This is a genomic window from Demequina sp. TMPB413 (assembly GCF_020447105.2).
GTDB lineage: Bacteria > Actinomycetota > Actinomycetes > Actinomycetales > Demequinaceae > Demequina.
In genome coordinates, this window is the sequence record NZ_CP096184.1 from 2,118,446 (window position 1) to 2,141,746 (window position 23,301).

The 23,301-nt window shown below is 66.0% G+C and carries 21 protein-coding genes, 3 tRNA genes and 1 pseudogene; 6 read left to right on the forward strand and 19 right to left on the reverse strand.

The window, feature by feature from the left end:
• Positions 1 to 144: 144 nt before the first annotated feature.
• The 4 genes from araA to LGT36_RS10120 all read right to left on the reverse strand — a co-directional run bounded on the left by araA (position 145) and on the right by LGT36_RS10120 (position 5,188).
• On the reverse strand, positions 145 to 1,662 hold the full coding sequence (gene araA / locus LGT36_RS10105) for an L-arabinose isomerase (RefSeq protein WP_226264474.1): 1,518 nt from the start codon (positions 1,660 to 1,662) through the stop codon (positions 145 to 147).
• Complete coding sequence (locus tag LGT36_RS10110; RefSeq protein ID WP_226094517.1) at positions 1,659 to 2,372, reverse strand: L-ribulose-5-phosphate 4-epimerase; 714 nt, start codon at positions 2,370 to 2,372, stop codon at positions 1,659 to 1,661. Before LGT36_RS10110 ends, araA begins: the two co-directional genes overlap by 4 nt.
• Positions 2,369 to 4,027 (reverse strand): ribulokinase, encoded by a 1,659-nt coding sequence (gene araB / locus LGT36_RS10115; protein ID WP_226264475.1) that lies wholly within the window; start codon positions 4,025 to 4,027, stop codon positions 2,369 to 2,371. Before araB ends, LGT36_RS10110 begins: the two co-directional genes overlap by 4 nt.
• A gap of 159 nt (positions 4,028 to 4,186) precedes the next feature.
• Positions 4,187 to 5,188: a LacI family DNA-binding transcriptional regulator gene (locus tag LGT36_RS10120; RefSeq protein WP_226094981.1), complete on the reverse strand. Its 1,002-nt coding sequence runs from the start codon at positions 5,186 to 5,188 to the stop codon at positions 4,187 to 4,189.
• A 264-nt stretch (positions 5,189 to 5,452) separates the two neighbouring features.
• On the opposite strand from LGT36_RS10120, the gene LGT36_RS10125 reads away from it, so the two are divergent.
• On the forward strand, positions 5,453 to 6,907 hold the full coding sequence (locus LGT36_RS10125) for a uracil-xanthine permease family protein (protein WP_226094980.1): 1,455 nt from the start codon (positions 5,453 to 5,455) through the stop codon (positions 6,905 to 6,907).
• 323 nt (positions 6,908 to 7,230) lie between these two features.
• Here LGT36_RS10125 and LGT36_RS10130 read toward each other — a convergent pair whose 3' ends face one another.
• From LGT36_RS10130 to LGT36_RS10135, 3 genes and pseudogenes are all read right to left on the reverse strand, one after another.
• Positions 7,231 to 7,476: a DUF559 domain-containing protein gene (locus LGT36_RS10130; RefSeq protein ID WP_226264477.1), complete on the reverse strand. Its 246-nt coding sequence runs from the start codon at positions 7,474 to 7,476 to the stop codon at positions 7,231 to 7,233.
• A gap of 462 nt (positions 7,477 to 7,938) precedes the next feature.
• Positions 7,939 to 8,241, reverse strand: a pseudogene (locus LGT36_RS14250) (type IV toxin-antitoxin system AbiEi family antitoxin domain-containing protein); the annotation flags it as partial.
• Positions 8,242 to 8,532: 291 nt separating this feature from the next.
• Positions 8,533 to 8,886: a metallopeptidase family protein gene (locus LGT36_RS10135; protein ID WP_226095122.1), complete on the reverse strand. Its 354-nt coding sequence runs from the start codon at positions 8,884 to 8,886 to the stop codon at positions 8,533 to 8,535.
• Positions 8,887 to 8,955: 69 nt separating this feature from the next.
• Here LGT36_RS10135 and LGT36_RS10140 point away from each other — a divergent pair.
• The 3 genes from LGT36_RS10140 (at position 8,956) to LGT36_RS10150 (ending at position 9,323) form a co-directional block, all read left to right on the forward strand.
• Positions 8,956 to 9,028 (forward strand) — tRNA-Glu (locus LGT36_RS10140).
• Positions 9,029 to 9,091: 63 nt separating this feature from the next.
• A tRNA-Asp gene (locus LGT36_RS10145) sits at positions 9,092 to 9,165 on the forward strand.
• Between the two features lie 82 nt (positions 9,166 to 9,247).
• Positions 9,248 to 9,323 (forward strand) — tRNA-Phe (locus LGT36_RS10150).
• Between the two features lie 20 nt (positions 9,324 to 9,343).
• Here LGT36_RS10150 and LGT36_RS10155 read toward each other — a convergent pair.
• Positions 9,344 to 10,432 (reverse strand): glycerate kinase, encoded by a 1,089-nt coding sequence (locus LGT36_RS10155; RefSeq protein WP_226095123.1) that lies wholly within the window; start codon positions 10,430 to 10,432, stop codon positions 9,344 to 9,346.
• A 111-nt stretch (positions 10,433 to 10,543) separates the two neighbouring features.
• Between LGT36_RS10155 and LGT36_RS10160 the strand changes: the two genes are divergently transcribed.
• Positions 10,544 to 10,924 (forward strand): phage holin family protein, encoded by a 381-nt coding sequence (locus tag LGT36_RS10160; protein WP_226095124.1) that lies wholly within the window; start codon positions 10,544 to 10,546, stop codon positions 10,922 to 10,924.
• Here LGT36_RS10160 and LGT36_RS10165 read toward each other — a convergent pair.
• The 3 genes from LGT36_RS10165 to LGT36_RS10175 form a co-directional block, all read right to left on the reverse strand.
• A complete protein-coding gene (locus tag LGT36_RS10165) occupies positions 10,921 to 11,886 on the reverse strand; it encodes a DMT family transporter (protein WP_226095125.1) in 966 nt (321 codons plus the stop codon). The genes LGT36_RS10160 and LGT36_RS10165 overlap by 4 nt on opposite strands.
• The gene (locus LGT36_RS10170; RefSeq protein ID WP_226095126.1) at positions 11,883 to 12,458 is read right to left on the reverse strand and encodes a methylated-DNA--[protein]-cysteine S-methyltransferase; all 576 of its coding nucleotides are present in this window, start codon (positions 12,456 to 12,458) and stop codon (positions 11,883 to 11,885) included. Before LGT36_RS10170 ends, LGT36_RS10165 begins: the two co-directional genes overlap by 4 nt.
• Before the next feature lie 174 nt (positions 12,459 to 12,632).
• Positions 12,633 to 12,839 (reverse strand): BldC family transcriptional regulator, encoded by a 207-nt coding sequence (locus tag LGT36_RS10175; RefSeq protein WP_226095128.1) that lies wholly within the window; start codon positions 12,837 to 12,839, stop codon positions 12,633 to 12,635.
• 222 nt (positions 12,840 to 13,061) lie between these two features.
• Between LGT36_RS10175 and LGT36_RS10180 the strand changes: the two genes are divergently transcribed.
• Positions 13,062 to 13,235, forward strand: a complete 174-nt coding sequence (locus LGT36_RS10180) for a DUF3073 family protein (protein WP_226095127.1) — start codon at positions 13,062 to 13,064, stop codon at positions 13,233 to 13,235.
• Positions 13,236 to 13,280: 45 nt separating this feature from the next.
• On the opposite strand, the gene purM is transcribed toward LGT36_RS10180, so the two are convergent.
• From purM to purL, 8 genes are all read right to left on the reverse strand, one after another.
• Positions 13,281 to 14,423: a phosphoribosylformylglycinamidine cyclo-ligase gene (gene purM / locus LGT36_RS10185; RefSeq protein WP_248642064.1), complete on the reverse strand. Its 1,143-nt coding sequence runs from the start codon at positions 14,421 to 14,423 to the stop codon at positions 13,281 to 13,283.
• Positions 14,420 to 15,886 (reverse strand): amidophosphoribosyltransferase, encoded by a 1,467-nt coding sequence (gene purF / locus LGT36_RS10190; protein ID WP_226095117.1) that lies wholly within the window; start codon positions 15,884 to 15,886, stop codon positions 14,420 to 14,422. Before purF ends, purM begins: the two co-directional genes overlap by 4 nt.
• Positions 15,873 to 16,232, reverse strand: a complete 360-nt coding sequence (locus LGT36_RS10195) for a hypothetical protein (RefSeq protein ID WP_226095118.1) — start codon at positions 16,230 to 16,232, stop codon at positions 15,873 to 15,875. The genes purF and LGT36_RS10195 overlap by 14 nt, the downstream gene beginning before the upstream one ends.
• A 59-nt stretch (positions 16,233 to 16,291) precedes the next feature.
• Positions 16,292 to 17,233 (reverse strand): carbohydrate ABC transporter permease, encoded by a 942-nt coding sequence (locus LGT36_RS10200; protein ID WP_226095119.1) that lies wholly within the window; start codon positions 17,231 to 17,233, stop codon positions 16,292 to 16,294.
• Entirely contained in the window at positions 17,233 to 18,306 is a 1,074-nt protein-coding gene (locus LGT36_RS10205; RefSeq protein WP_370634251.1) for a carbohydrate ABC transporter permease, read from the reverse strand. The genes LGT36_RS10200 and LGT36_RS10205 overlap by 1 nt, the downstream gene beginning before the upstream one ends.
• Before the next feature lie 89 nt (positions 18,307 to 18,395).
• Positions 18,396 to 19,754: an ABC transporter substrate-binding protein gene (locus LGT36_RS10210; RefSeq protein ID WP_226095120.1), complete on the reverse strand. Its 1,359-nt coding sequence runs from the start codon at positions 19,752 to 19,754 to the stop codon at positions 18,396 to 18,398.
• A gap of 505 nt (positions 19,755 to 20,259) precedes the next feature.
• Positions 20,260 to 20,685 (reverse strand): sterol carrier family protein, encoded by a 426-nt coding sequence (locus LGT36_RS10215; protein WP_226094600.1) that lies wholly within the window; start codon positions 20,683 to 20,685, stop codon positions 20,260 to 20,262.
• A gap of 117 nt (positions 20,686 to 20,802) precedes the next feature.
• Positions 20,803 to 23,130 carry a phosphoribosylformylglycinamidine synthase subunit PurL gene (gene purL, locus LGT36_RS10220; RefSeq protein WP_226264451.1) on the reverse strand — a complete coding sequence of 776 codons (2,328 nt, stop codon included), beginning with the start codon at positions 23,128 to 23,130 and terminating at the stop codon, positions 20,803 to 20,805.
• Positions 23,131 to 23,301: the final 171 nt, after the last annotated feature.

The following is a 23,301-nucleotide window of genomic DNA, read 5'->3' on the forward strand; positions in this document are numbered from 1 at the left end:
CCCCTGTCAGGAGCGGTCGTACAGTCAGTATGTTCACGTTAACATTTCGATGTCAAACCACAATTGGTCACGATCCGGTTACAACACGAACCGGTTCGCGTTTCGACACATTTTCGACGCCGGCGTGTCGGCCGACGTCGGGCCTCAGCGACGGCCAGGCGAGCCGTAGAAGGCCGCGTTGAAGCGCATGGAGCGCTCCACGTCGGCTGCCGTGACGCCGTCGTCGATCGTCACCAGCTCGACACCCATGATGCGGGCGAAGTTCTCGATGACCTGTGGCGACAACTGGTTGGACATGGCCGTGTGGTGCGCGGCACCCGCCATCATCCACGCCGTGGCGGCCGTCTTGAAGTCAGGCTTGCTACGCCACACGGCGCGGCCAACGGGGAGGTTGGGCATCGGCTCCGGCAAGTCCACGTTCTCGACTGCAGCGACCACCAAGCGGAAGCGATCGCGCATGTCCGACAGCGCCACGACGATTGCTGGCCCTGCGTCGGCGGTGAACACCAAACGCACGGGGTCCTCCTTGCCGCCGATGCCGAGCGGGTGCACCTCAAGGCGCGGCTTGGCAGACGTCAGCGAAGGGCTCACTTCAAGCATGTGAGCGCCCAGCGTGAGCTCTTCGCCCTCGACCAGGTGATATGTGTAGTCCTCCATGAGGCTCGCGCCTCCTGGACGGCCTGCACCCATCACATTGGCGATGCGCACCAGCATGGCGGTCTTCCAGTCACCCTCTGCCCCAAAGCCGTAGCCGTCTGCCATGAGGCGCTGCACCGCGAGGCCTGGCAGTTGCTTGAGTGCGCCCAGATCCTCAAACGTGTCGGTGAAGGCCGTGAAGCCGCCTTCCTCAAGGAACGCGCGCAGAGCCACCTCGATGGCGGCGCCATCGCGCAGGGACTGGTGTCGAGCGGCGCCTGGGAGCAGCTCCTCGGCGACGTCATACAACTCGATGTACTCGGCCACGAGCGCGTCGATCTCGGCGTCGGTGACAGCGTCAACACGCTCCACCAACTCGTTGACACCCCACGTGTTGATCTGGGCACCAAAGACGGCTTCCGCCTCGGTCTTGTCGCCCTCGGTGACGGCCACAAAGCGCATGTTGTCGCCGAAACGCGCGACCTTCATGGAGCGGGCGGCGTGAGCGCCAGCAGCGGCGCGCGTCCAGTCCCCCACGCGCTCCTGAACAGAGGCGTGCGAGGCGTGACCCACCACCGTGGTGCGCGGCACTCCCAGTCGAGACTCGATGTACGCGTACTCCCTGTCGCCGTGTGCGGCCTGGTTGAGGTTCATGAAGTCGAAGTCGATCTTGTCCCACGGCAGCTCGACGTTCGCCTGCGTGTGCAGGTGCAACAGCGGCTTGGTGAGCGCCTGAAGTCCGGAGATCCACATCTTGGCCGGGCTGAACGTGTGCATCCACGTGATCACGCCGATGACGTTCGGGGCCGCGTTGGCCTCGAGCATCGTCGCGTGGATCTGCTCACGCGAGATCTGCACGGGCTTCCACGCGATCTTGACCGGGACAGCGTCGGCGCCGTCAAGGTGCGCCACCACGCCTTGCGACTGCTCGGCGACCTGCGCCAAGACCTCGTCGCCGTACAGCGTCTGGCTACCGGTCAGGAACCACACCTCGTACTCGGCGAGGTTGGGAACGATGCTGGTCATGAGAGGCCTCCCTGCGGCTTCTGTCCGTAGACGTTTTGGTAGCGATCAAAGAGCGCGTCGATCTTGTCTTGAGGGATCGGCACCAGGTCGCCCCCCTGCTTCGCGATGTGGACGGTGCGCGCCACGTCCTCACACATCACGGCGGCCTTGACCGCGTCTTTGGCGTCCTTGCCGATGGTGAAGACGCCGTGGTTGGCCATGAGCACCGCCCGCGAGCGGTGGCCGTCGAGGGTCGCGACGATGCCGCGGCCGATCGAATCGTCGCCGATGATGGCGAACGGGCCCACGGGGATCTCGCCGCCAAACTCGTCTGCCTGGCCGGTGATGACGCACGGGATCGGCTCGTGACGAGCGGCCCACGCCGTGGCGTAGGTCGAGTGGGTGTGGACCACCCCGCCCACGTGGGGCATGTGGCGGTACACGTAAGCATGCGCGGCCGTGTCGGACGAAGGCGAGCGATCGGAGCCGGCCGTGCCGGGGATGACGTTCCCGTCAAGGTCGCACACCACCATGTTGTCCGGTGCCAGGTCCTCGTAGCCGACCCCGGAGGGCTTGATCACGAACAGGTCGTGCCCAGGCACGCGGCCCGACACGTTGCCACCGGTCCAGATGACCAATTCATAGCGCGGCAACTCCGCGTGGAGGTCGCTCACTTGCTGACGCAGCCCGGCGACGGTCTCTTCAATAGCGCCGACGTCGTAGTTCGTCACGAGTGCGCCTCCTTTCGCATGGCCTTGAGCCGCTTCATGACGTCGTTGGCGCCGCGGCCAAAGTAGTCGTGAATGAGCTGGTATTCGGCGAAGAGGCGGTCATAAGCGTCGGCCGCTTCTTGGTTGGGCTGATACTTGCCCCGCTCGACGCGGCCCATGGCCTCTCCAGCGTCGGCGACCGACGCGTAGGCACCTGCCGCGGTGGCCGCGTGAATGGCGCTACCCAAGGCCGGGCCCTGGTCGGAGACGATCGTGGACAGCGGCAAGCGGAGCACGTCCGCATACATCTGCATGAGGTGAGGGTTCTTGAGCAGCCCTCCGGCCACCACAAACTCGGTGACGGGAACGCCCGCCGCGTTGAAGGTCTCCACGATCACGCGCGTGCCAAAGGCCGTCGCCTCGAGGAGCGCTCGGTAGCCCTGCTCGGCCTTGGTCGCGAGCGTCTGGCCCACGATCACGCCAGACAGATTGGTATCCACCAGCACAGAGCGGTTGCCGTTGTGCCAGTCGAGCGCGACCAGACCGTGTGCGCCGACCGGCTCCTCGAAAGCGAGGTCGGTCAGATGTTGGTGCACGGACTTGCCAGCTGCCTCTGCGTCATCGAAGTAGCGGCCAGGCACCTGGTTCTTGACATACCAAGCAAAGATGTCGCCGACGCCGGATTGGCCAGCCTCGTAGCCGTACTTGCCAGCGGCGATGCCGCCGTCGACAACACCGCACATACCGGGCACGTCGACCAAGCTGTCGCCGTTCATCACGTGGCACGTCGACGTGCCCATGATCGCGAGCATTTGCCCAGGCTCCATCGCCTTGGCGGCGGGGGCCGTCACGTGGGCGTCGACATTACCTACTGCGACGGCAATCCCTTCGGGCAGACCGGTCCACTTTGCCGCTTCCGCGGTCAGGCCGCCTGCGCGCTCGCCCAATTGGCCGATGCGGTGTGCCAGCTTGGAGGCCGCGAAGCCCTTAAATGCGGGATTGAGAGCGGCTTCGAAGTCCTCGGAAGGGTAGTCGCCGTCTTGAAGGATGCCCTTGTAACCGGCCGTGCAGGCATTGCGGACGTACTCGCCGCACAGTTGCCACACGATCCAGTCTGCGGCCTCGAGCCAGTGGTCCATCCGTTCGTACATCTCGGGGTCTTCTTCGAGGATCTGGAGCGCTTTGGCGTACTCCCACTCGGAAGAAATGAAGCCTCCATAGCGAGGCAACCAATCCTCACCACGCTCGCGCGCGAGGGCATTGATGCGGTCGGCCTGAGCCTGGCCCGCGTGGTGCTTCCACAGCTTCACGTAGGCGTGCGGGCGCGATTCAAGACCAGGCACCTCGCACATGGGTGTGCCATCGGCGAGCGCCGGCATCGGCGTCGACGCCGTGAAGTCGGTCGCGATACCGATGACATCGGCAGGGTTGATGCCCGCCGCTTTGATCGCTGCGGGGACGGCCTTTTGCAGCACCTCGCGATAGTCCTGGGGGACCTGGAGCGCCCACTCGGGGGGCAACTTCTCGCCCGTCGCCGCGAGTTCGCTGTCCATGACCGCATGGGGGTACTCGTGCACCGCAGTGCCAAGCTCTTCGCCATCGCTCACGCGGACCACCAAGGCTCGCCCGGAAAGCGTGCCGTAGTCCACGCCCACTACGTACTTGTCGTCTTGCACTGGGGCCTCCTTGCCCTCGGAATACCGGTGCTGCCGGCGAGAAACCGGAACCGCCAACCTCTGAATGATAACGCTAACATTTGTGAGCGCAACCGGGACATTGGTTCCTGACTGCCGGTGCGGGCTCGTGAAGCCCGCAGGCGGGCCGCATTCGAGGGCCTACATGCTCGGAGCGGCCACCGATGCGCGCACAATGAGCTCAGCTGGCAGTGGCGTCGTGTCAGGGAGTTCCTCGCCGGACAGTGCGGCTACCAGCACTTCTACTGCGAGCGCACCGACCGCTCGGAAGTCCTGCCGCACCGTCGTCAGCGGGGGCATCGTGTGCGCCGCCTCAGGAATGTCGTCGAAGCCGATTACCGAAATGTGACGCGGAACGTCGATGCCGCGAACGCCAAGGGCATGGATGAGGCCAAGCGCCATCTGGTCATTGGCGCACAGGACCGCGGTCGCGGAGTGGTCGAGTTGAGCGCCTGCGTCAAATCCCGACTGAGCCGACCAGTCGCCCTCGATCATCGGCAGCCGTGGCAAGCCGAGGCGCATCATCTCCGAGACGAACGCGCTCTCGCGCAGCCTGCCCTCGGTGGAGTTGCCTGGCCCGGTGATGTGCTGAATCCGCTTGTGACCCATCGCGACCAAGTGGTCGAGGGCCAGCCTGACTCCTTGGCCCTGGTCAACGGAGACCGACCACGGCGCGCGCTCGTCCCCCGTCAACAGATAGGCGACGGGGACGTTGCTCGCCCTGGCGTCGGCGACGTCAAGCACGCTGCGAGTGGGCGCCATCAATACGAGCGCCTCGATCGATCGGCCGAAGAGGAAGTCGAGCGCCTCGTCGACGGACTCGGGGTCGTTAGCCGTCGCCGTGCTGAGGGCTTGGAAACCCGCGTCTCTCAGGGCCCGTTCCACTGCATAAAAACTGGAGGTTGGGCCGAAGTTGGGGGTGTCGGGCACCAGCACTCCGACGGCTTGGGAGCGACCGGTGGCCAAGGACCTCGCGGCAACGTTGCGGCGATAGCCGAGGTCAGCAATAGCAGCCAGCACTCGATCCCTGGTACCGGGTCGGATCCCCTCGAAGCCGTTGAGTACTCGCGACACTGTCTGGTGAGAAACCCCTGCGCGAGCAGCAACGTCGTGCATGCTCGGACCGCGCACCACGTTCACCATTGCCACCCCACCGTTCCTCGTGTCGACATCGTGAGGCTACCGGCCAGGAGCGTTCGCCCCACCACGCCGCGCTACGTGTCAGCCAAAAATGTTGGCGTTAACATCATTTCACACGAGAGGCAATCTCGGACAGGCCCTTTCGCCAACTTCCTCCGACGCGCGGGACCTGATGCTCAGGAACCCAGGACCTTCTACCCCTAGAGTGCGAGCAAGCCGGACACGATGGCAGGCCCGGCGATGGAGAAAACAAGGCGAAGGAGCCGCATGTCTACCGTTGTGTCTCGACTCAAGAGTTATATGTCATGGACCGTCCATGGCGACGGCAAGAATCTGAAAGCCAATCAGGCCGTAGCGCCCGACGAGCGCCTCACCTACCCACGCACCATCGGCATCGGCGCGCAACACGTGCTGGCCATGATGGGCTCCACCCTGTTGGTGCCGGCCATCACGGGCATGCCAGCGTCCACCACGCTGTTCTTCAGCGCTGTCGGCACGGCCGTCTTCCTCATGATCACGGGCAACAAGGTGCCCTCCTACCTCGGTTCGAGCTTCGCGTTCATCGCTCCGCTCGCCGCCGCAGGCGTGACGTCCGCAAACGGACCTCTTGATGGTGCCACGATCGCCGTCGGCCTCGGCGGCATCCTCCTAGCCGGTCTCCTGCTCGCCGGCGTCGGCGCGATGGTGCACCTGCTCGGTGCCGGTTGGATCCAGAAGCTCATGCCCCCGGCTGTCACGGGAACCATCGTGGCGCTCATCGGACTGAACCTTGCTGGCGCCGCGAAGGACATGTGGAACGGCAGTCCGTGGACCGCGCTTGTGACCCTCTCCGCGGTATTGCTGCTCATGGTGCTGTCCAAGGGCTTCCTTGGCCGCATCGCCATCCTCGCCGGAGCCGTCATCGGCGGACTGTTCGCCGCGATCCGTGGCGAGTGGGACGGCGCCGGTGCCGTCATCGGCGAGGCCGCCTGGTTTGGCTTCCCCGAGTACCACACGCCCTCGTTCAAGGGCTCGGTGCTCGTCGCGTTCATCCCTGTGGTGCTGGTGCTGATCGCAGAGAACATCGGCCACGTGAAGTCGGTCGCGGCCATGACCAATAGGGACCTCGACCCTATGACCGGCAAGGCGCTCTTCGCCGACGGCGTCGCCACGACCCTCGCCGGTCTTGGCGGCGGCTCTGGTACCACCACATATGCCGAGAACATTGGCGTCATGGCGGCTACGCGGGTCTATTCGACACTCGCGTACTGGGTGGCTGCGGGAGTGGCGCTACTGCTGAGCCTCGTGCCCAAGTTCGGAGCCGTCGTCGCGGTGGTGCCGATCGGAGTCCTTGGCGGACTCGCCACGCTCCTGTTTGGCCTCATCGCGGTGCTCGGTGCGCGTATTTGGGTGCAGAACGGCGTGAACTTCTCGCACCCCGTCAACCTCGTCACGGCGGCTGTCGCGCTCATCATCGGCACGGCCGACTACGTGGCCGTCTGGGGCTCGATGACCTTCAACGGCATCGCGCTCGGCACGGTCGCGGCGCTCGCGATCTATCACGGGCTGTCATGGGTGGCGCAGAAGCGTGGCACCCAGGAGACCCCTCCCACCAGCCCCGCGATGGTGGAGGCCGATGTGGTCGCCGCCAATGCGGCGCGCACGGCCGACGCGTCCAAGGCGGCGTCGAAGCCCGCCACCAAGCCGCGTGCGGCAACCAAGCCCGGCACTACCAAGAAGTAGGACCTCAGCCGAACGCCGCGCCCCTGATGGGGGCGCGGCGTTCGTGCGTTCTGAGCCTCAGCCTCCGTACGGAACCTCGACGTCACGCACCCCGCACCGCTCACCGCTCACCCCGCACCCCCACCCCGCACCGCTGACCCACACCCCACACCCCACACCCCAAACCCCACACCCCTCACCACTCACCCACACCCGTCAAGAACTCACTGCCTCGATGACGGCAACCACGTCAGCGCCGTGGGGCCCAGGCACTTCGGTCGAGTTGGTAGTGAGTTCTTGACCCCACGCGACCTTGCCCGCGGAGCGACCAGTGTCGCGAACCGTTACCGACGCAACGAGGCGGCCCCACGCACCACGGCCACCACCTGCTCCACGAGCGCGCCCACGTCCCCCATCACGTCGGCGTAGCCGAAGCGCATCACCAGGTAGCCCGCAAGGAGGGCCGAGCGGTCACGCCTCCTGTCGGCGTCGAAGGCGGCGGTCAGAGCATGCGTGGCGCGCCCGTCGGTCTCCACGACGACCTTGCCCTCGACCAGAAGGTCGACTCGACCGACACCGGGAATTGTCACCTGCGGCTGCACCTGCAGCCCCGCCGCTCGGAGCGCGACTCGGGTGCGCGTTTCCAGCAACGACTCACTCCGACCATCACAATGGCGAGCGAGCCACCGACGGGGCCGCGCCGGCGTGTACCGAAGGCCACCAATGTCCCCCTCCAGCATCAGCCCCTTGTTCAAGGCCGAGTCCACCATCTCGAGCTGTTCCAGGCGGGAAGCGCAGCGTGTTGCAGAGTCGATCACATCGGCCGTGCGGGGTGAATCAGGTGGAAGCCGTCTCGTCATGTGGACAATCACCGACGCAGGCGGCCAAGCGTTGGGGCGCCCGGAACTGCGGTCATGGGCAACCGCCATGTGCAGTCGGTCATCGCGAGACGCGACAGGCAACCCGAGGTGGCGGGCTGCGGTCAAGCAGGTGGGCTCGCATCGCCACGCGATACGTGCCACCTGCACTCGATCAGCAAGCGGAACGGCGTACACCCCTTGCCGCACGCGCTCCATGGTGCCTCGCGCCACTGCGTTCGCGAGCGCCCGGTCCGCAATCCCCATGCCGACCAGCTGTTGTCGCGTCGCCACTCCGCCCAGCAACGTAAGGACTTGCTCAGGAGTCACGTGGGGAAGTGTGGCGTCGTCACCGGCTCCAGGGCTTGGTCCGTCGACGAAACTGTGGAGACAGCGGCCCTGTGGATAGCGCTGTCGGTATCGCAGACAGGCCCATGCGCTCCTCGCGCGCCTCGCACCCTCCAACAAACCGCTCGAACCCGTCCCACCTCGGCTCACTCCGCCCAAAACTCACTACCCGCTCGCCGCTCCGGCGCGCGGCGACGTGCACAGCAGCCGTGCGGGCGAGTTCAGTAGTGAGTTCTTGACCGGACCGGGGCGGGAAGAAGCCCAAGGGGGCCGGACGGGGGCGGGAAGAAGCCCAAGGGGGCCGGACGGGGGCGGGAAGAGGCCCCGCCGGGGCGGGACGGGGGCAGGAAGAGGCCCCACGGGGCGGGAAACAAGGGCGGAAGTGGGCAAGGACAGGGGCAGGCCGCGGGGAATGCGTGGGACGCGCTACAGAGCCGTCGGCTAGGCCCACCCGAGCGCATGCAGGCGGTCATCATCGATGCCAAAGTGGTGCGCGATCTCGTGCACCACCGTGACGGCAACCTCTTCGCGCACCTCATCGGGACTGTCGCACACCTTCAGGGTCGGATTGCGGTAGATGAAGATGCGATCAGGGAGCTCGCCGAAGCCCCAGTCGGCACCCCTGTCCGTCAGCGAGACGCCGTCGTATAGGCCCAGCAACTCCGGCTCACCATCGGGCGAATCGTCCTCGATCAAGATCACGACGTTGTCCATCAAGTCCAGTAGCTCGGCTGGCACCATGTCGAGCGCGTCATCGACCGCTTGCTCGAAATCTTCTGCCGACATGGAGACCATGACCCCATTGTGTCCCACCCGTGGGTGGACCCACCCTCCGACTACCCCTATCATTGACACTTGGCTCAAGCCCCTATCGTCTAGTGGCCTAGGACGCCGCCCTTTCACGGCGGTAGCACGGGTTCGAATCCCGTTGGGGGTACTGGGTGTCGGCTGTCATGGTCTACACTTTCTCTGGTCTTGTTCCGCTCCGGCGGGACGTCAAGGCCCTGTAGCGCAGTTGGTTAGCGCGCCGCCCTGTCACGGCGGAGGTCGCGGGTTCAAGTCCCGTCAGGGTCGCGGGTATGAATGCCCCTCTTATCCAAGAGGGGCATTCGTCTCAAAGGGGGGTGCGGTCTCTCGCCGATGCCGCGCTCCTTGAGGCTCTGTAGCTCAGTTGGTAGAGCGCACGACTGAAAATCGTGAGGTCACGGGATCGACGCCCGTCGGAGCCACCACAAGAAGCCCCGCCGCTGCGCTACCCCTCGCCCCACGCGGCGGCGGCTGCGGCCCCCGCGGCCCGGAGCCAGAAGGCCGGGCGTGCAAGAGCATCAGCACCTGAGCCAGCCAAGTCTATGAGCGAGAGCGCCTGTACGGGTGGCTGCTCCGCGACTTGGCCAGCGATGACGGCGGCACGTGTGCCCAGGCGCCCGGCCGCGGTCAGCACCTCGCCCACCACCTTGCCGCCCGACGACTGCGCGTCGTACCGGCCCTCGCCGGTGATGACTAGGTCGATGTGAGCGAGCGCGGCCGAGAGCCCGGTCAGGCGCTGGATGTAGGCGGCTCCCGACTCGATGCGCGCGCCCCAAAGCGTCGCGAACCCGAAAGCCGTGCCTCCCGCCGCACCCGCGCCTCGAGCGTCGAGGTCGCCACCCAGCACCAGCGCGTAGTGACGCAGGGCGGCGTCGAGCACCTGCACGTCGGCCGAGGATGCCCCCTTCTGCGGACCAAAGACCTCCGCAGCTCCCTCGGGCCCAAGAAGGGGCGCGGTCACGTCGGTGAGCATCGTCACGCCGCCCGGGGGCGGCGGACGGAGTTCCGAGTTGTCGCGCATGTGCAGATCGGCAAGCGCGGCCCCGCCAGGGCCAAGAGGCGCACCTGAAGCATCCGTCAGTCGGAGGCCCAAAGTCATCAGCGCACCCGCACCCCCGTCGGTCGACGCCGATCCTCCAAGCGCCAGCACCAGTCGAGTCGCTCCTGCATCCAGCGCAGCGCCGATGGTCTGGCCGAAGCCGCGCGTGGAGGCCCTCAGGGCGTCGTGCTCGGCCATGAGCGGCAGCCCGCACATCTGAGCGAGTTCGACGACGGCTACGCCATCGGGCAACACCAGCCACTCACCACGGGTCGGTCTGCCGTCCGGGCCGTCGACGGGGAAGGTGCCGCGGCGTTGCGCACCCGGGATGCAGGCCTCGATCGCGTCGAGCGTTCCCTCGCCGCCGTCGGCTTGGGGCATGAGCTCCACGTCGTCGCTCGGCCGTACTTCAAGCCACCCATCCGCGATAGCCCTGGCCGCAGCGTCGGCCGCTATCGAGCCCTTAAAGGAGTCAGGCGCTATCGCGACTCTCATACCGGGAGTCTAGGCGGGCACGCCTCGCTTCCGATGGGCGGAATCTCCCGGCGCGTTTGCGCATAGCCCCCGAAACACGCTGTACTGGAGTCTTCAGTCCTAGGAGGAACTATGAAGACCGGCGGCTTTGGCAAGTACCTGGTGAACGCACTGGTGGCGGCCTTCGCGGGCCAAGCTGTGGGGATTCTGCGCACCGAGCTGGACGACGCGAAGACCGAGATGCAGCAGAAGGCCAAGGGCATCGGGATCGGTGTCGGCCTCGTCGCTGCGGCCACGTCGTTCCTGTTCTTTTCCCTCGCAGTGTTCCTGGCCGCCGCAGTGATTGGCCTCGCGCAGGTCTGGCCGGCGTGGCTCGCCGCTCTGGTGGTCGGAGGCGGCCTCTTGCTCATCGCCGGCATTCTGATCGGTGTGGGTGTCTCCAAGATCAAAGAGAACAAGGACCTGAAGCCCGAGCGGGCCATCACCAGTCTGCGTCGCTACTTCGGTAGTTAAGCCACGTCGACAGAGGGCGCTCCCGGCGGAGTCGCCGCTGGCGGGGGTATGCGCTTGGGCCGGGTCCGGCCAGCCAGCCAGACGCCGACGAACACGACGGCGGCGCCCACCGGCTCGTACCACTGAAGGCCCTCTCCCAGGATGGTGACTCCGAGCACCGTCGCGACCACCGGCACCAAGAACGTCACCGACGTCGCGGCCGTGGCACCCGCGAGCTTCACCACCTTCCAGAACATGACGTAGGCGAACGAGGTGCCGAGCACGCCGAGCGCCAGCAACCCCCACAGCGGCGCCCCTGTGAGCGAGAACGCTCCCGGTTCGGGCGCCCCCGAGAAGACGGCCACCGGGGCAAGCATGACGGCCGAGACTCCTACCTGGGTCATCGACAGGCCGGCCGGGCCAGCGCTCACCCGGGTGAGCAACATGCGCGACAACGTGCCCCCAATCCCATAGAACGCGGTCGCCGTCAGCATCAGGACAGTGCCGCTCAAGGAAAATTCGCTGACGTCCCACGCGCCCACGAGCACTGCGATGCCCGCCGCTCCCACGAGGAGACCAACAAGTTGGGCGCGCGTCGTCCGTTCGGCAGGGATGAGGAGCGCCACAAAGAGTGCCGTCCACAGGGGCGTGGTGGCGTTGAGCAGGCTCGCGAGGATCGACGTGATGTGTTGCTCCGCCATCGGGATCAGCACCATCGGCACGCCCGACATGCACACGGCGACCACCGAGATCGCTCCCACTTGCTTGAGGGTGAGACGCGGCCACCGGCGCGACAGCGCGACCATACCGACGAGTACGACGGCACCGACCGCCAACCGCCCAAAGCCCACTTGGGCCGGCGTGAACGCCTCGAGGCCCATCTTGATGAACAAGAACGAGGATCCCCATCCGAGCGCCGCCACGACAAGGGAGGGCATCCAGGCCCGCATGGGGGCGTGCTCAACGGGCGCGACGGTGCTCATCGGACCCCACCCGTCGGCGCCAAGGCATCCGGACTAGCTTCTTGGCCGGCGCGCAGTACGGCGGCGTCGCCCCAGCCCGCCTCAAAAGCCAGCAACGCCGCCTTGATTCCCGGCCCACCAGGCCCGTACTGTCCCAGCCTCCCGCCCGACGCGATCACCCTGTGACATGGCACGAACAACGCGATCGAGTTGTGACCACACGCCGTACCGGCGGCGCGCATCGCTCGCGGCCTTCCCGCTGCAGCGGCCACCTCCTGATACGAGACGGGCTCGCCCGCCACGATGCCGCGCGTTGCTTGCCACACCTCTTGAAAGAACGGGCCGCCTGCTTGCGCGACCGGCACCTGGGACAGCGGCGCGGCGTCGGCGTCAAGCCATGCTCCAACGGCCTCCTCAACGTGCGGAAGCGAGCCTTCCGCCCAGCCCTCTGCGGCCAGGCCCGCCGGCAGCAGTGCGGCCACGTGAGCAGGAGGTCGGAACCCAGCGGCGCGCACCACGCCGTTGGCATCGGCAAAGACGCTCAGGCTGCCCACCGGTGTGTCGAAGCGCTGATGCGCCAAACCAACATTCATGGGGCAACATTACGGCCGCTGTCAGACACGCGACGGAGGCCGCTTGCCCTCAAGGTGGCACCCTTTGTGCAGGCAACGCGGGTGGTAGTCCCCGCCCCAGCGTCGGCGTCGTCCCCAGGGCAAAGAGAACGGCCCCCGCCCTTGGAGGACGGGGGCCGCTGTGACTTGCGAATGCTAAGCGGAGTGAGCCTGTTCCTGCGCCTCAGCGAGCAAGGAGCGGACCTCCAGCTCGCGGAAACGCCGGTGACCACCCAGCGTGCGGATCGAAGAGAGCTTGCCAACCTTGGCCCATCGGGTCACGGTCTTAGGGTCTACGCGGAAAATCGCGGCGACCTCACTTGGCGTGAGCAGCTTCTCCGGGTCATGGAGAGTATCAGCCATCATTTTCTTTCCCTCAGTTGTGCCAGGAGCCCTGCGGGCATCGTCGCCCCATGAGACTCTTGACTCATACGATTATGACGCGGTTCCTGAAAGATTTCCTTTTTTTGTCGGTATGTCTAGAGATTCGCGACTGGTCGAATGAAGGTTGTAGAGTATCGACAGGACTCGAGGCCGAGGACCGCAGTTCTGCGTGTCCTCAGTAGTCAGAAGGGACGGGCGATCATGGGGCGCGGCCGTCAGAAGGCAAAAGACGCGAAGATTGCGCGGCAGCTTAAGTACACCGACCACAGCAGTGATCTGCGTGAGTTGGAACGTGAGCTCATCGGTCGGCCGAGCGTGCCCGCGCAACCGTCAGAGGATGACCGACGCGATCGTTGGGCCGACGACGACGACTAGCGTCGACGTTCGGACACTACGACGAGGACGGCGCCACGAGCGCCGCTAGTAGCGGTACGTGCCGCTGAGGTACACCGCTCCGCCGCGGACTCCCTTGGCGCCGCGGATCGTGTCAGGCGACTCAGTGCGCGCATCGTCAGCCACGACGGCCCCCAGTACCCATGCGGGCACGCCAGCCGCTGCTGACGCCGCCATCAACGCGTCTGCGTCCTCTGGAGCCACCAAGACGACCATGCCGACTCCCATGTTGAGCGTCGACTCGAGGTCGTTCCAAGGCACACGCCCAGCAGCCTGGACCGCCGCGAACACGGCGGGGAGGTCCCATGCGTCGCGCGCCACGTGCGCCGCCAGCCCCGACGGCATGACGCGAGCGACGTTCGCCGCAAGCCCGCCTCCGGTGACGTGAGAGAACGCGCGCAGCCCGGGGATCGAGGAGGCGAGCTCCACGCACAGTCGAGCGTAGATCCGAGTGGGCTCGAGCAACTCAGCACCCACCGAGCGGCCGAGCTCAGGAACTTGCGTATCGAGAGTCCAACCCGCGTGGTCGACCACCTTGCGCACCAGGGAGTATCCGTTGGAATGCAGCCCTGATGACGCCATCGCCACGACCACGTCGCCCTCTCGCACGCGCTCGGGACCGAGCAGCAAGTCGGCCTCCACCACGCCGATGGCTGCGCCCGCGACGTCGTAGTCGTCAGGCTCCATGACTCCAGGGTGCTCCGCAGTTTCGCCGCCCACGAGGGCTGTGCCTGCCATCTCACAACCGATCGCGATACCGCGGACGATGTCGGCGATCCGCTCGGGCACCACCTTGCCGCAGGCGATGTAGTCGGTCATGACGAGCGGCTTCGCGCCACACACCACAATGTCGTCGACGACCATCGCGACAAGGTCTTGGCCGATCGTGTCATGCACGCCCATCTGCCGCGCGATCACGATCTTGGTGCCGACGCCGTCGGTCGAGGAGGCGAGCAACGGCCGGCGATAGTCCTTGAGGGCCGAGGCGTCGAACAGCCCGGCGAACGCGCCGATACCGCCGAGCACCTCCGGTCCGTGGGTGCGGGCAACCGCGTCCTTCATGAGCTCGACGGCCTTGTCTCCAGCGTGGGTGTCGACACCGGCGTCGGAGTACGTGATTCCGCCTGCCTTCTCCTGACGGCCCTGGCTGGCCGCACCGCCGCCCGTCACTTGGCGACCTGCGTCATGAGGAGGTGGCGCGCGTCCACGGGTGTCTCCATGGGGTACTGGCCGGTGAAGCACGCTGTGCAGAGGCGTTCCTCCGCCTGCTGGGTGGCGGCAACCATGCCTTCGAGTGAGATGTGGCCGAGCGAGTCGGCTCCGATGTACTCACGCAACTCTTCGATCGTCTTGCCAACCGACGCAAGCTCCTCGCGCGTCGGGAAGTCGATGCCATAGAAGCACGGCCACTGAACAGGCGGCGCAGAGATGCGCACGTGAACCTCGGTGACGCCTGCGTCGCGCAGCATTGCGATGATCGCGCGCTGAGTATTGCCGCGCACGATCGTGTCGTCGACCACGATCAGTCGCTTGCCTGCGATCACTTCGCGCAGCGGATTGAGCTTGAGCCTGATACCCAACTGGCGAAGGGTCTGCGAGGGCTGGATGAACGTGCGGCCCACGTAGGCATTCTTGGTGAGTCCCTGGGCAAAGGGGATTCCAGACGCCTGGGCGTAGCCGACCGCCGCTGGCGTCCCTGACTCTGGCACAGGGATCACGAGGTCGGCCTCGACGGGGTGCTCGCGCGCGAGCGTCCGACCCATCTCGAGCCTGGCTGCCTGGATGGACCGGCCTGCGATCGAGGTGTCGGGCCTGGCCAAATAGACGTATTCGAAGACGCAACCGTGCGGCTCGGCCTTGGCGAAGCGCTGGGAGTGAACGCCGTCGGCGTCGATCGTGAGGAACTCGCCTGGCTCAACCTCCCGCACAAACTGGGCGCCGACGATGTCGAGCGCAGGGATCTCGGAAGCGACCACCCAGCCGCCTGACGGCAAGGAGCCCAGGACGAGCGGGCGCACGCCGTGAGGGTCACGCGCGGCATACAAGGCGTGCTCGTCCATGAACACGAAGGAGAACGCGCCCTTCACATGAGGCAGCAGCTCAAGTGCGGTCTCCGACAGCGTGTCGAACTCATCGGAACCCAGCAGCGCCGTCACGATCGCCGTGTCGGTGCACTTGCCACCCTTGAGGTCGAGGCGCTTGGCCATCCCCTCGCGCGCAACCAACAGGTCGATCAGTTCTTGGGGGTTGGTGAGGTTGCCGTTGTGGCCGACAGCGACGGTGCCGTGAGCAGTGGGGCCGAGCGTCGGCTGGGCATTGGCCCACGTCGAGGCGCCCGTCGTGGAGTAGCGGGCGTGCCCCACGGCGATGTGGCCCTGGAGCGCCTCGAGCGCTCCCTCGTCGAACACTTGGGACACGAGCCCCATGTCCTTGAACACCAGAATCTTGTTGCCGTCTGACGCAGCGATGCCAGCGGACTCCTGACCGCGGTGCTGGAGCGCGTACAGCCCGAAGTAGGTCAGCTTGGCGACCTCTTCGCCGGGCGCGTACACGCCGAACACTCCGCAAGCGTCCTGTGGGCCCTTCTCGCCCGGCATCAGATCGTGATTGAGACGTCCGTCACCGCGGGCCATCGGCCATCCCTTCATCGTCGTGGCTTTCGCTGGGTGCGTCCCAGACAGAATCAATGGAGGCGCGCTGTCGGTCGGCTGAGCGGCCAGAGACGTACTCCATGACCGCCGCTTGCGCGCCCGTGATGAGCCCGCCCGCAAGGGCACCTGCGACGCCAAGCATCAACATGGCAACACCCCGGCCGACGCTGGTGCCGGCTGGCAGCGTGGCGCCCAGGATGAGGCCAACAAATAGGCCGATGCCGACGCCGGTGAGGATGAAGCGTTCCGTGCGGGGCGCTCGGCGATAGGTCGCCGGAATGGCGCTGTCGCGCAAGTGGTCCTCGGTGGGCTCGGTGCCGTCGCTCACGGGATGAGTCTAGGCGGTGACGCGCCCGCGCCGGTGCGTGACCGGCGCGGGCGGCACCGTTAGCCCTTGGTCGAACCGGCCAGCAGGCCGCGAACGAAGTACCGCTGAAGCGAGAAGAACACGATCAGCGGGATGATCATCGAGATGAACGCGGCGGGAGGGACCAGGTAGGCGTATTGGCCATAGTCACCCGCAAGGTTCGAGATCGGGTAGGTCAGTGGATAGGTCTTGCTGCCACCGAACACTGCCGATACGAGCAGGTCGTTCCACACCCACAGGAACTGGAAGATCGCCAGCGACGCCACTGCGGGCAGCGACAACGGGATGATGATCCGGAAGAACGTCTGCGTGTGGCTGGCGCCGTCAACGCGCGCGGCTTCGAGGATGTCGCTGGGTATCTGAGACACGAAGTTGTGTAACAGGAACACCGCTAGCGGCATGGCGAAGATCGTGTGCGCTATCCACACTCCAGGGAATTGACCGGCGATGCCGAGGTTCTCTGGACCGAGGATCCTGAGCAGCGGGATGAGCGCCAACTGCAGCGGCACCACCTGCAAAGCGAAGATCATCACGAACAGGAAGTTCGAGCCCCTAAACGGGATCCATGCGAACGCGTAGGCCGCCATGAGGCCGAGCACCAGCGGGAACACCACCGACGGCACCGTCACCACAATCGAGTTGATGACGTTGCCGAGCAACGGTGGTGCCGTGGAGTTGTCGCCGAACGACTGGAACAACACGTGGTTGAAGTTAGAGAAGGTCAAGTCGCCATCGGCGAGAACCTCCCACCAGGCGTCGGTGCGGTAGCGGTCGCCGGGAATGAGCGCCGTCATGAAGAGGGCCACCGTGGGGATGGTCCACAGCATGGCGATGATGATCGCGGCAGCGGTGGCCCATGGCGATGTCAGGTTCTCCTTGGCCTGGCCTGCCCTGGTCTTTCTGCGGGCGGACTTCGGCTTGGGCGTAGCTTCTGGGCCAGCGGGAGGCATCACAACACTCATCAGCGCGTCTCCTTCACCTTGTTGAGCGACCGCACGTTGTAAATCACGATCGGAATGACGAAGACGAACAGGATCACGGCGAGCGCCGCGCCGAGGGGCTCGCGGCCCTCCACGAAGCTCAAGACGTACATCTTGTTAGCGACGATGTCGGTGTTGTCGCGTCCCTGGGTCACTGTGCGGACGATGTCGTAGACCTTGAGGGAGGCGATCGTGATGGTGGTGAGCACCACCACCAAGGTTGCCCGAATCGACGGCACCGTAATGGACCAGAACCGCTGCCAGGCGTTGGCTCCATCAAGAGAGGCGGCTTCGTTCATCTCCGCCGGAACGCCCTTGATCGCGGCCGAGATGATCACCATGGCGAATCCGGTCTGGATCCATACCAAGATCACGATCAAGAAGAACGTGTTCCAAGGGGACTCGACGAGGAAGTTCACGGGCTCAACGCCGATCCACGACAACAACGCGTTGAGCATGCCCGTCTGGGAACCGACCTGGTTGTAGTCATACATGACCGAGCCCCAGATGACGGAGGCGCCCACGAACGAGATGGCCATCGGCATGAAGACGAGCGACTTCAGCGCCTTCTCACCCTTGGCCTTATCGATGAAGACCGCGTAAGCGAGACCGATGGTGGTGGAGAGCCCTGGAACCAGGACCATCCAGATCATGGTGTTGATGACGGACCGCAGCGTGGTCGGGTCAGTGAAGGCGAACCGGTAGTTGTCGAGGCCGGTGAACTGAGTGACCGTGGTGTAGATGCCGGTCGTGGGATCGGGCTGCTCAACGACCTTGTTGAACGACAGCCAGATGGTGTCGATGGCGGGCCAGATGAGGCCCACTCCAAGAAGAAAGAGAACTGGTGCGATCAACACGACCAGTTGGACCTTGTCGCGGATCCTGCCTCGCACGAGGTCGGCGCCGAACATGACGAGCGATACCACGACAAGAAAAGCCACGATTGCAATTGCGGCGAGCAACAGATTGCTGCTCTGTGTTTCCCAGAACTCGCCATCGAGCCCTGCCATGGGCAGCCCCCGCGACAAGGACAAGGGCACCTCAGTCGACGTCATCGTCGATTCCTTTCACCTCGTGTGGCAGACACCGGCTGGGCCCCGCGACGATGCGCGAGGCCCAGCCAGCTTGAGGACTTACCTTGACCTTACGGCCAAGCGTTCTCGATGTCCGTCAGAACGGTCTCGAGCGGCTTGCCCGTGACGTAGTCGTTCATGCCGGTCCAGAACGCGGAGGAACCCACCTGTGCAGGCATCAGGTCCGATGCGTCGAAGCGGAAGACGGTGTCTTCGCCCTGCAGGATTTCAATGGACTCCTGCCCGATGGGGCTGGAGGCGTTGTTCGGGTCGAGACCCTTGTTGGCCGAGATGACGCCACCGATCGAGACGCGCTCGTTGGCCCAGGTGTCGGACGCAAGGAACGTCTGGAGCGCCACGGTTGCTGGGTTGTCGTTGAACGCGGCCACGAACTCGCCGCCACCGGTGACGGCGTCGCCGTCAGCCTCGTCGATCTTGGGCGTCAGGAATGCCCAGACGTCACCCTCTGGGTCAACGTTGGTGCCCTCTGGCCACTGTGCCTCGTAGAACGAAGCCTGGTGGTGCAGCGAGCAGCTGCCCTCGAGAATCTGCAGTCCAGCCTCCTGGAAGGCCGTGTCCACGATCGACGCCGAGTCACCGAGGCCACCGTTGACGTACTCGGGGTCCAGTGCAATGGCACCGAAAGCCTCGAACGCCTCCGTGATCTCAGGCGACGTGAAGTCGAGGTCGCCGGCAACCCACGCGTCGTAGGCCTCCGGGCCCTGCTGACGCAAGACGATGTCCTCGATCCAGTCGGTGCCAGGCCAGCCCGTTGCGGTGCCGGACTCGAAGCCGATGCACCACGGAGCGTAGTTGGCGCCCGAGCCTGGGTTGGCGGCCATTTCGGCCGTCAGTTCCATGAGGCCATCCCACGTGGTGGGAACCTCGTAGCCCTTCTCGGCGAACTCGGTTGGCGAGTACCAGACCCAGCCCTTGACCGACGCCATGAGCGGTGCCGCGTAGAACGTCTCACCCACGGTGCCGTAGTTCTTCCAGTCCTCTGACCAGAACTCGTCAACGTTCGCCTCGACCGACTCAGGAGCGGCAACGACCGCGCCGGTGCCTACCACGCGCTGGAGGAGACCAGGCTGCGGGATGATCGCCAGGTCAGGGGCGTTGCCACCCTCGACGCGAATGTTGATCTCGGTCTCGAACTCATCCGAGCCGTTGTACGTCACGTCGATACCGGTGCATTCTTCGAACTTGGTGATCGACTGCTCGAGCTGCTCGGCTTCGACACCAGAGATGGTGCCGTAGAGCTCGACGGCGTCGCCTTCGAACGTTCCGTAGTCGGCGTAGGCCTCGCAGCCCGCCGCCATGTTGCCGCCGTCGTCCGTTGTCATCGTGCCCGTGGTGTCAGGGTCGTCCGAGGACGAACATCCTGCCAACAAGAGACCCGAGACGGCGACGGTAGCAAGCTGAACCTTCATGATTCGCTTCATTAGCGTTGCTTTCCTCTCCGTTGAGTCGTGCCTGTGCTCCGACGAGGTTTTGCGGGATACCTGCACCCGCTTCACCTGGTAGGTAGCCGCGACGGTCAAGGGAACTCTGACCACCGCTCGCGACCGTTTCCACCATATGCAGGCCATAAGGCCCAGGCAATCGCAGAACGCGGTTCATGTCCCGATCACGGCTTCGATAACGTTTTCGTTACCACTTTGCAACCGTTATCACTGGTACGCGTGCGGTCGCCCAGGGGCTCGGTCGCGGCCGCGCTCCCCCTTCCAAATGGCTTGATTCGTACCGCCTTGCCGGGGGTCTGCGGCCGCAGTGGCTTGATGCGTACCGGGCCCGGTACGCATCAAGCCACTGGCGCGCAAAAGGCCCCGGCGGCGGTACAAATCAAGCCATTTTCGGTGGGGGTGCGTGCTGGTGCCAGGCGTCTTGCTGGCACCGTGCACTCACGGGCGCCGACGCCCATCAAGACAGTCCTGATCAGACCAGCGGTAGCAGTCCCGACAATTCAGCTCGCTCGCCCGACGCTCGCGCCTTGCCCTCGCGGACGGCGTCGGCCCACGCCACGTCACCCGTGCACAGAGCTACCCACGTCTCGGCGTCCATTTCGATCACGGCAGGGGGCGTGCCGCGTCGGTGCGAGGTCCCCTCAATGCACTGCACCGCCCCGAACGGTGGCACGCGCACCTCGACGCTGCGACCAGGGGCGCGCTCGCCAAGCTCCTGGAGCAAGTACCTCACTGCGGTGGCCGTGATCGAGGAGTCCACGCCGAACAGCTCCCGCGATCCCTGAGGTGAGTCCACACGGGAACTGTCAGAGGACGCCGCCAGCGGCGTACGGCGGGCGGCCACGATCTGGTCCACCGCGTTGCGGCCTATCGAGGGAGAGATTCGTCGCTGAGCCATGCGGTCAAGTCTGCCGCAGGCTCGGCGAGGGTGCGCGCCGACGGTGCTTGTCGACACCGGCCGACGCAGCGTCGCAGTTGCGCCAAGCCCTCGCCCCCGGCCGACGCAGTGGCGCTGTTATGCGAAACGTGCGGGCAGCGGCGCGTCCCAAGCCTCGCGAAGACCCTCGAGCGCCAGCGTGAACTGTCCCTGAACCTCGATGACCGGCTCTTCTTGAGTGACGCCGACACGCGCGAAGTCCACGCCCCGCGCCTCGAGCATGGCTGTCCAGCGCGGCTCTTCCGTGCGAGGCACCGCGACCAGCACGCGTCCTTGCGACTCGCTGAGCCATGCCTGGGCCGGGCTCACGCCGTCGCGCGTGACGATCTCGTCCAGCACCACCCGCGCACCCACCCCGTACCGCAACGCTCCCATGGCGACCGCCGCGGCAAGCCCGCCCTCGGTCACCTCGCGGGCGGCGTCGGCCAAACCGTCACGCGACGCGGACACCATCACCTCTGCCAGCACCTTCTCGGCGGCGAAGTCGACAGCGGGCGGCAGCCCGCCTAGGTGCCCGTGCAGTCCAGCGAAAGCGGAGCCGTCGAGCTCCGCGCGCGTGGCGCCCACCAAGTACAGGGCCTGCCCAGCCTCCCGCCACCCCGAGGGAGTGGCGCGGCGGACGTCGTCGAAGACGCCAAGGATGCCGACGATCGGGGTGGGGTTGATCGAGGAGTCGATGCGCCCTGGTTCACCGGTGCCGTTGTAGAGGGATACGTTGCCGCCGGTGACGGGCACGCCCAACTCGAGACATGCGTCGGCGATGCCGCGCACGGCCTCCGCGAACTGCCACATCGAGTCTGGGTCCTCGGGCGAGCCGAAGTTGAGCCCGTCGGTCACGGCGCGCGGCTCGGCGCCGGCAATCGCGACGGCGCGGTACGCCGCCGCCACTGCTTGTTCGGCACCGGCGTAGGGGTCGAGCTTGGTGTAGCGGTCATTCGAGCGGGTGGCGATCGCGACTCCGCGGCCCGTCGTCTCGTCGACGCGCACCACGCCCACCTCGTCCGGGCGGGCCTGCGCGGTGTTTCCCTGAACATAGCGGTCGTACTGACTAGTAACCCAAGCCCTGTTCGCGAGTGCCGGGGAACCAAGTAGCGCCAGCGTCGTCGCCTTCAAGGCGTCACCGTCTGCGGGAAGCGCGAGGGACGACGACGTGTCGGCCTGGAGGCCGTCCATCCATGCGGGCCGCGCGTAGGGGCGCTCGTAGACGGGACCGTCGTGAGCGACGGTGCGAGGGTCGACGTCGACGATGCGCTGTCCGTGGTGGTCGATCGTGAGTCGCCCGGAGTCGTTGACCTCACCCACCACGGAGGACTCGATCTCCCACTTGCCCGTGATCGCCATGAACGCGTCGAGCTTCTCTGGCGTGACCACCGCCATCATGCGCTCCTGCGATTCCGACATGAGGATCTCGCCTGCGTTAAGGCTCGGGTCGCGAAGCAGGACGTCGTCGAGCCACACGTGCATGCCGCCGGAGCCGTTGGACGCGAGCTCGCTCGTGGCACACGAAATGCCAGCAGCACCAAGATCCTGGATGCCCTGCACCACGTCGGCAGCGAACAACTCGAGGCAGCACTCGATCAGCACCTTCTCCATGAAGGGGTCGCCCACCTGGACGGAAGGTCGCTTGGCTGGCACGCCGCCTTCGAACGTCTCGCTCGCGAGGATCGAAGCCCCGCCGATGCCGTCGCCGCCGGTGCGCGCACCGAACAGGACCACCTTGTTGCCCACGCCTTCTGCGGAGGCCAGGTGAATGTCCTCGTGCTTCATGACGCCCACGCACAGCGCGTTGACGAGCGGGTTGCCCTGGAAGGACGCATCGAAGGAACAGCCGCCGCCGATGTTCGGCAGTCCGAGGGAGTTGCCGTAGCCGCCGACGCCGGCAACCACACCGTGGACGACGCGGGCGGTGTCGGGGTGGTCGATGTCGCCGAAGCGCAGCTCGTCCATGACGGCTACCGGGCGCGCGCCCATGGCGAGGATGTCGCGGACGATGCCGCCGACGCCGGTCGCGGCGCCTTGGTAAGGCTCCACGTAGGAGGGGTGGTTGTGGGACTCGACCTTGAACGTCACGGCCCAGTTGTCGCCGATGTCCACCACGCCGGCGTTCTCGCCGATGCCCACCATGAGGTGCTTCTTCATCTCGTCGGTGGTCTTGGACCCGAACTGACGCAGGTGGACCTTGGACGACTTGTAAGAACAGTGCTCGGACCACATCACGGAGTACATGGCGAGTTCGGCGGCGGTGGGGCGGCGACCCAAGAGGTCAACGATGCGCTGGTACTCGTCGGGCTTGAGACCCAGGGCGGCGTACGGCATGTCCTGGTCGGCTGTCGCCTGCGCGTGCTCGACGGTGTCGAGGTGCGAGTCGGGTGCGGCGGCTGGGCTGGCGGCGGGCGCGTCGGTCATGCGGGTCCCTACTGTTTTCGGGGGTCGGCGGCTGGGGTTCAGCCTACCGGCGCGCGAGTCGCGTGGTGGTCGTTGGCGTGAGCGTGCGTGTGCGGGCGGGCTCGGCCCATCGAGCTCGCCGGGCCCGGGCTGTTGCGCGGACCCGTCCTCTAGCGCGCGCCCGTACCCTCC

What these genes read in the sequence shown, in the direction of transcription:
- purF (WP_226095117.1), bottom strand. Translation starts at nt 15,886, where the DNA reads ATGGCCCGCGGTGACGGACGTCTCAATCACGATCTGATGCCGGGCGAG.
- LGT36_RS10175 (WP_226095128.1), bottom strand. Translation starts at nt 12,839, where the DNA reads ATGGCTGATACTCTCCATGACCCGGAGAAGCTGCTCACGCCAAGTGAG.
- LGT36_RS10165 (WP_226095125.1), bottom strand. Translation starts at nt 11,886, where the DNA reads ATGAGCACCGTCGCGCCCGTTGAGCACGCCCCCATGCGGGCCTGGATG.
- LGT36_RS10125 (WP_226094980.1), top strand. Translation starts at nt 5,453, where the DNA reads ATGTCTACCGTTGTGTCTCGACTCAAGAGTTATATGTCATGGACCGTC.
- LGT36_RS10120 (WP_226094981.1), bottom strand. Translation starts at nt 5,188, where the DNA reads ATGGTGAACGTGGTGCGCGGTCCGAGCATGCACGACGTTGCTGCTCGC.
- LGT36_RS10155 (WP_226095123.1), bottom strand. Translation starts at nt 10,432, where the DNA reads ATGAGAGTCGCGATAGCGCCTGACTCCTTTAAGGGCTCGATAGCGGCC.
- LGT36_RS10170 (WP_226095126.1), bottom strand. Translation starts at nt 12,458, where the DNA reads ATGAATGTTGGTTTGGCGCATCAGCGCTTCGACACACCGGTGGGCAGC.
- purL (WP_226264451.1), bottom strand. Translation starts at nt 23,130, where the DNA reads ATGACCGACGCGCCCGCCGCCAGCCCAGCCGCCGCACCCGACTCGCAC.
- LGT36_RS10210 (WP_226095120.1), bottom strand. Translation starts at nt 19,754, where the DNA reads ATGAAGGTTCAGCTTGCTACCGTCGCCGTCTCGGGTCTCTTGTTGGCA.
- LGT36_RS10160 (WP_226095124.1), top strand. Translation starts at nt 10,544, where the DNA reads ATGAAGACCGGCGGCTTTGGCAAGTACCTGGTGAACGCACTGGTGGCG.
- LGT36_RS10200 (WP_226095119.1), bottom strand. Translation starts at nt 17,233, where the DNA reads ATGAGTGTTGTGATGCCTCCCGCTGGCCCAGAAGCTACGCCCAAGCCG.
- LGT36_RS10215 (WP_226094600.1), bottom strand. Translation starts at nt 20,685, where the DNA reads ATGGCTCAGCGACGAATCTCTCCCTCGATAGGCCGCAACGCGGTGGAC.
- LGT36_RS10180 (WP_226095127.1), top strand. Translation starts at nt 13,062, where the DNA reads ATGGGGCGCGGCCGTCAGAAGGCAAAAGACGCGAAGATTGCGCGGCAG.
- araA (WP_226264474.1), bottom strand. Translation starts at nt 1,662, where the DNA reads ATGACCAGCATCGTTCCCAACCTCGCCGAGTACGAGGTGTGGTTCCTG.
- LGT36_RS10205 (WP_370634251.1), bottom strand. Translation starts at nt 18,306, where the DNA reads ATGACGTCGACTGAGGTGCCCTTGTCCTTGTCGCGGGGGCTGCCCATG.
- LGT36_RS10135 (WP_226095122.1), bottom strand. Translation starts at nt 8,886, where the DNA reads ATGGTCTCCATGTCGGCAGAAGATTTCGAGCAAGCGGTCGATGACGCG.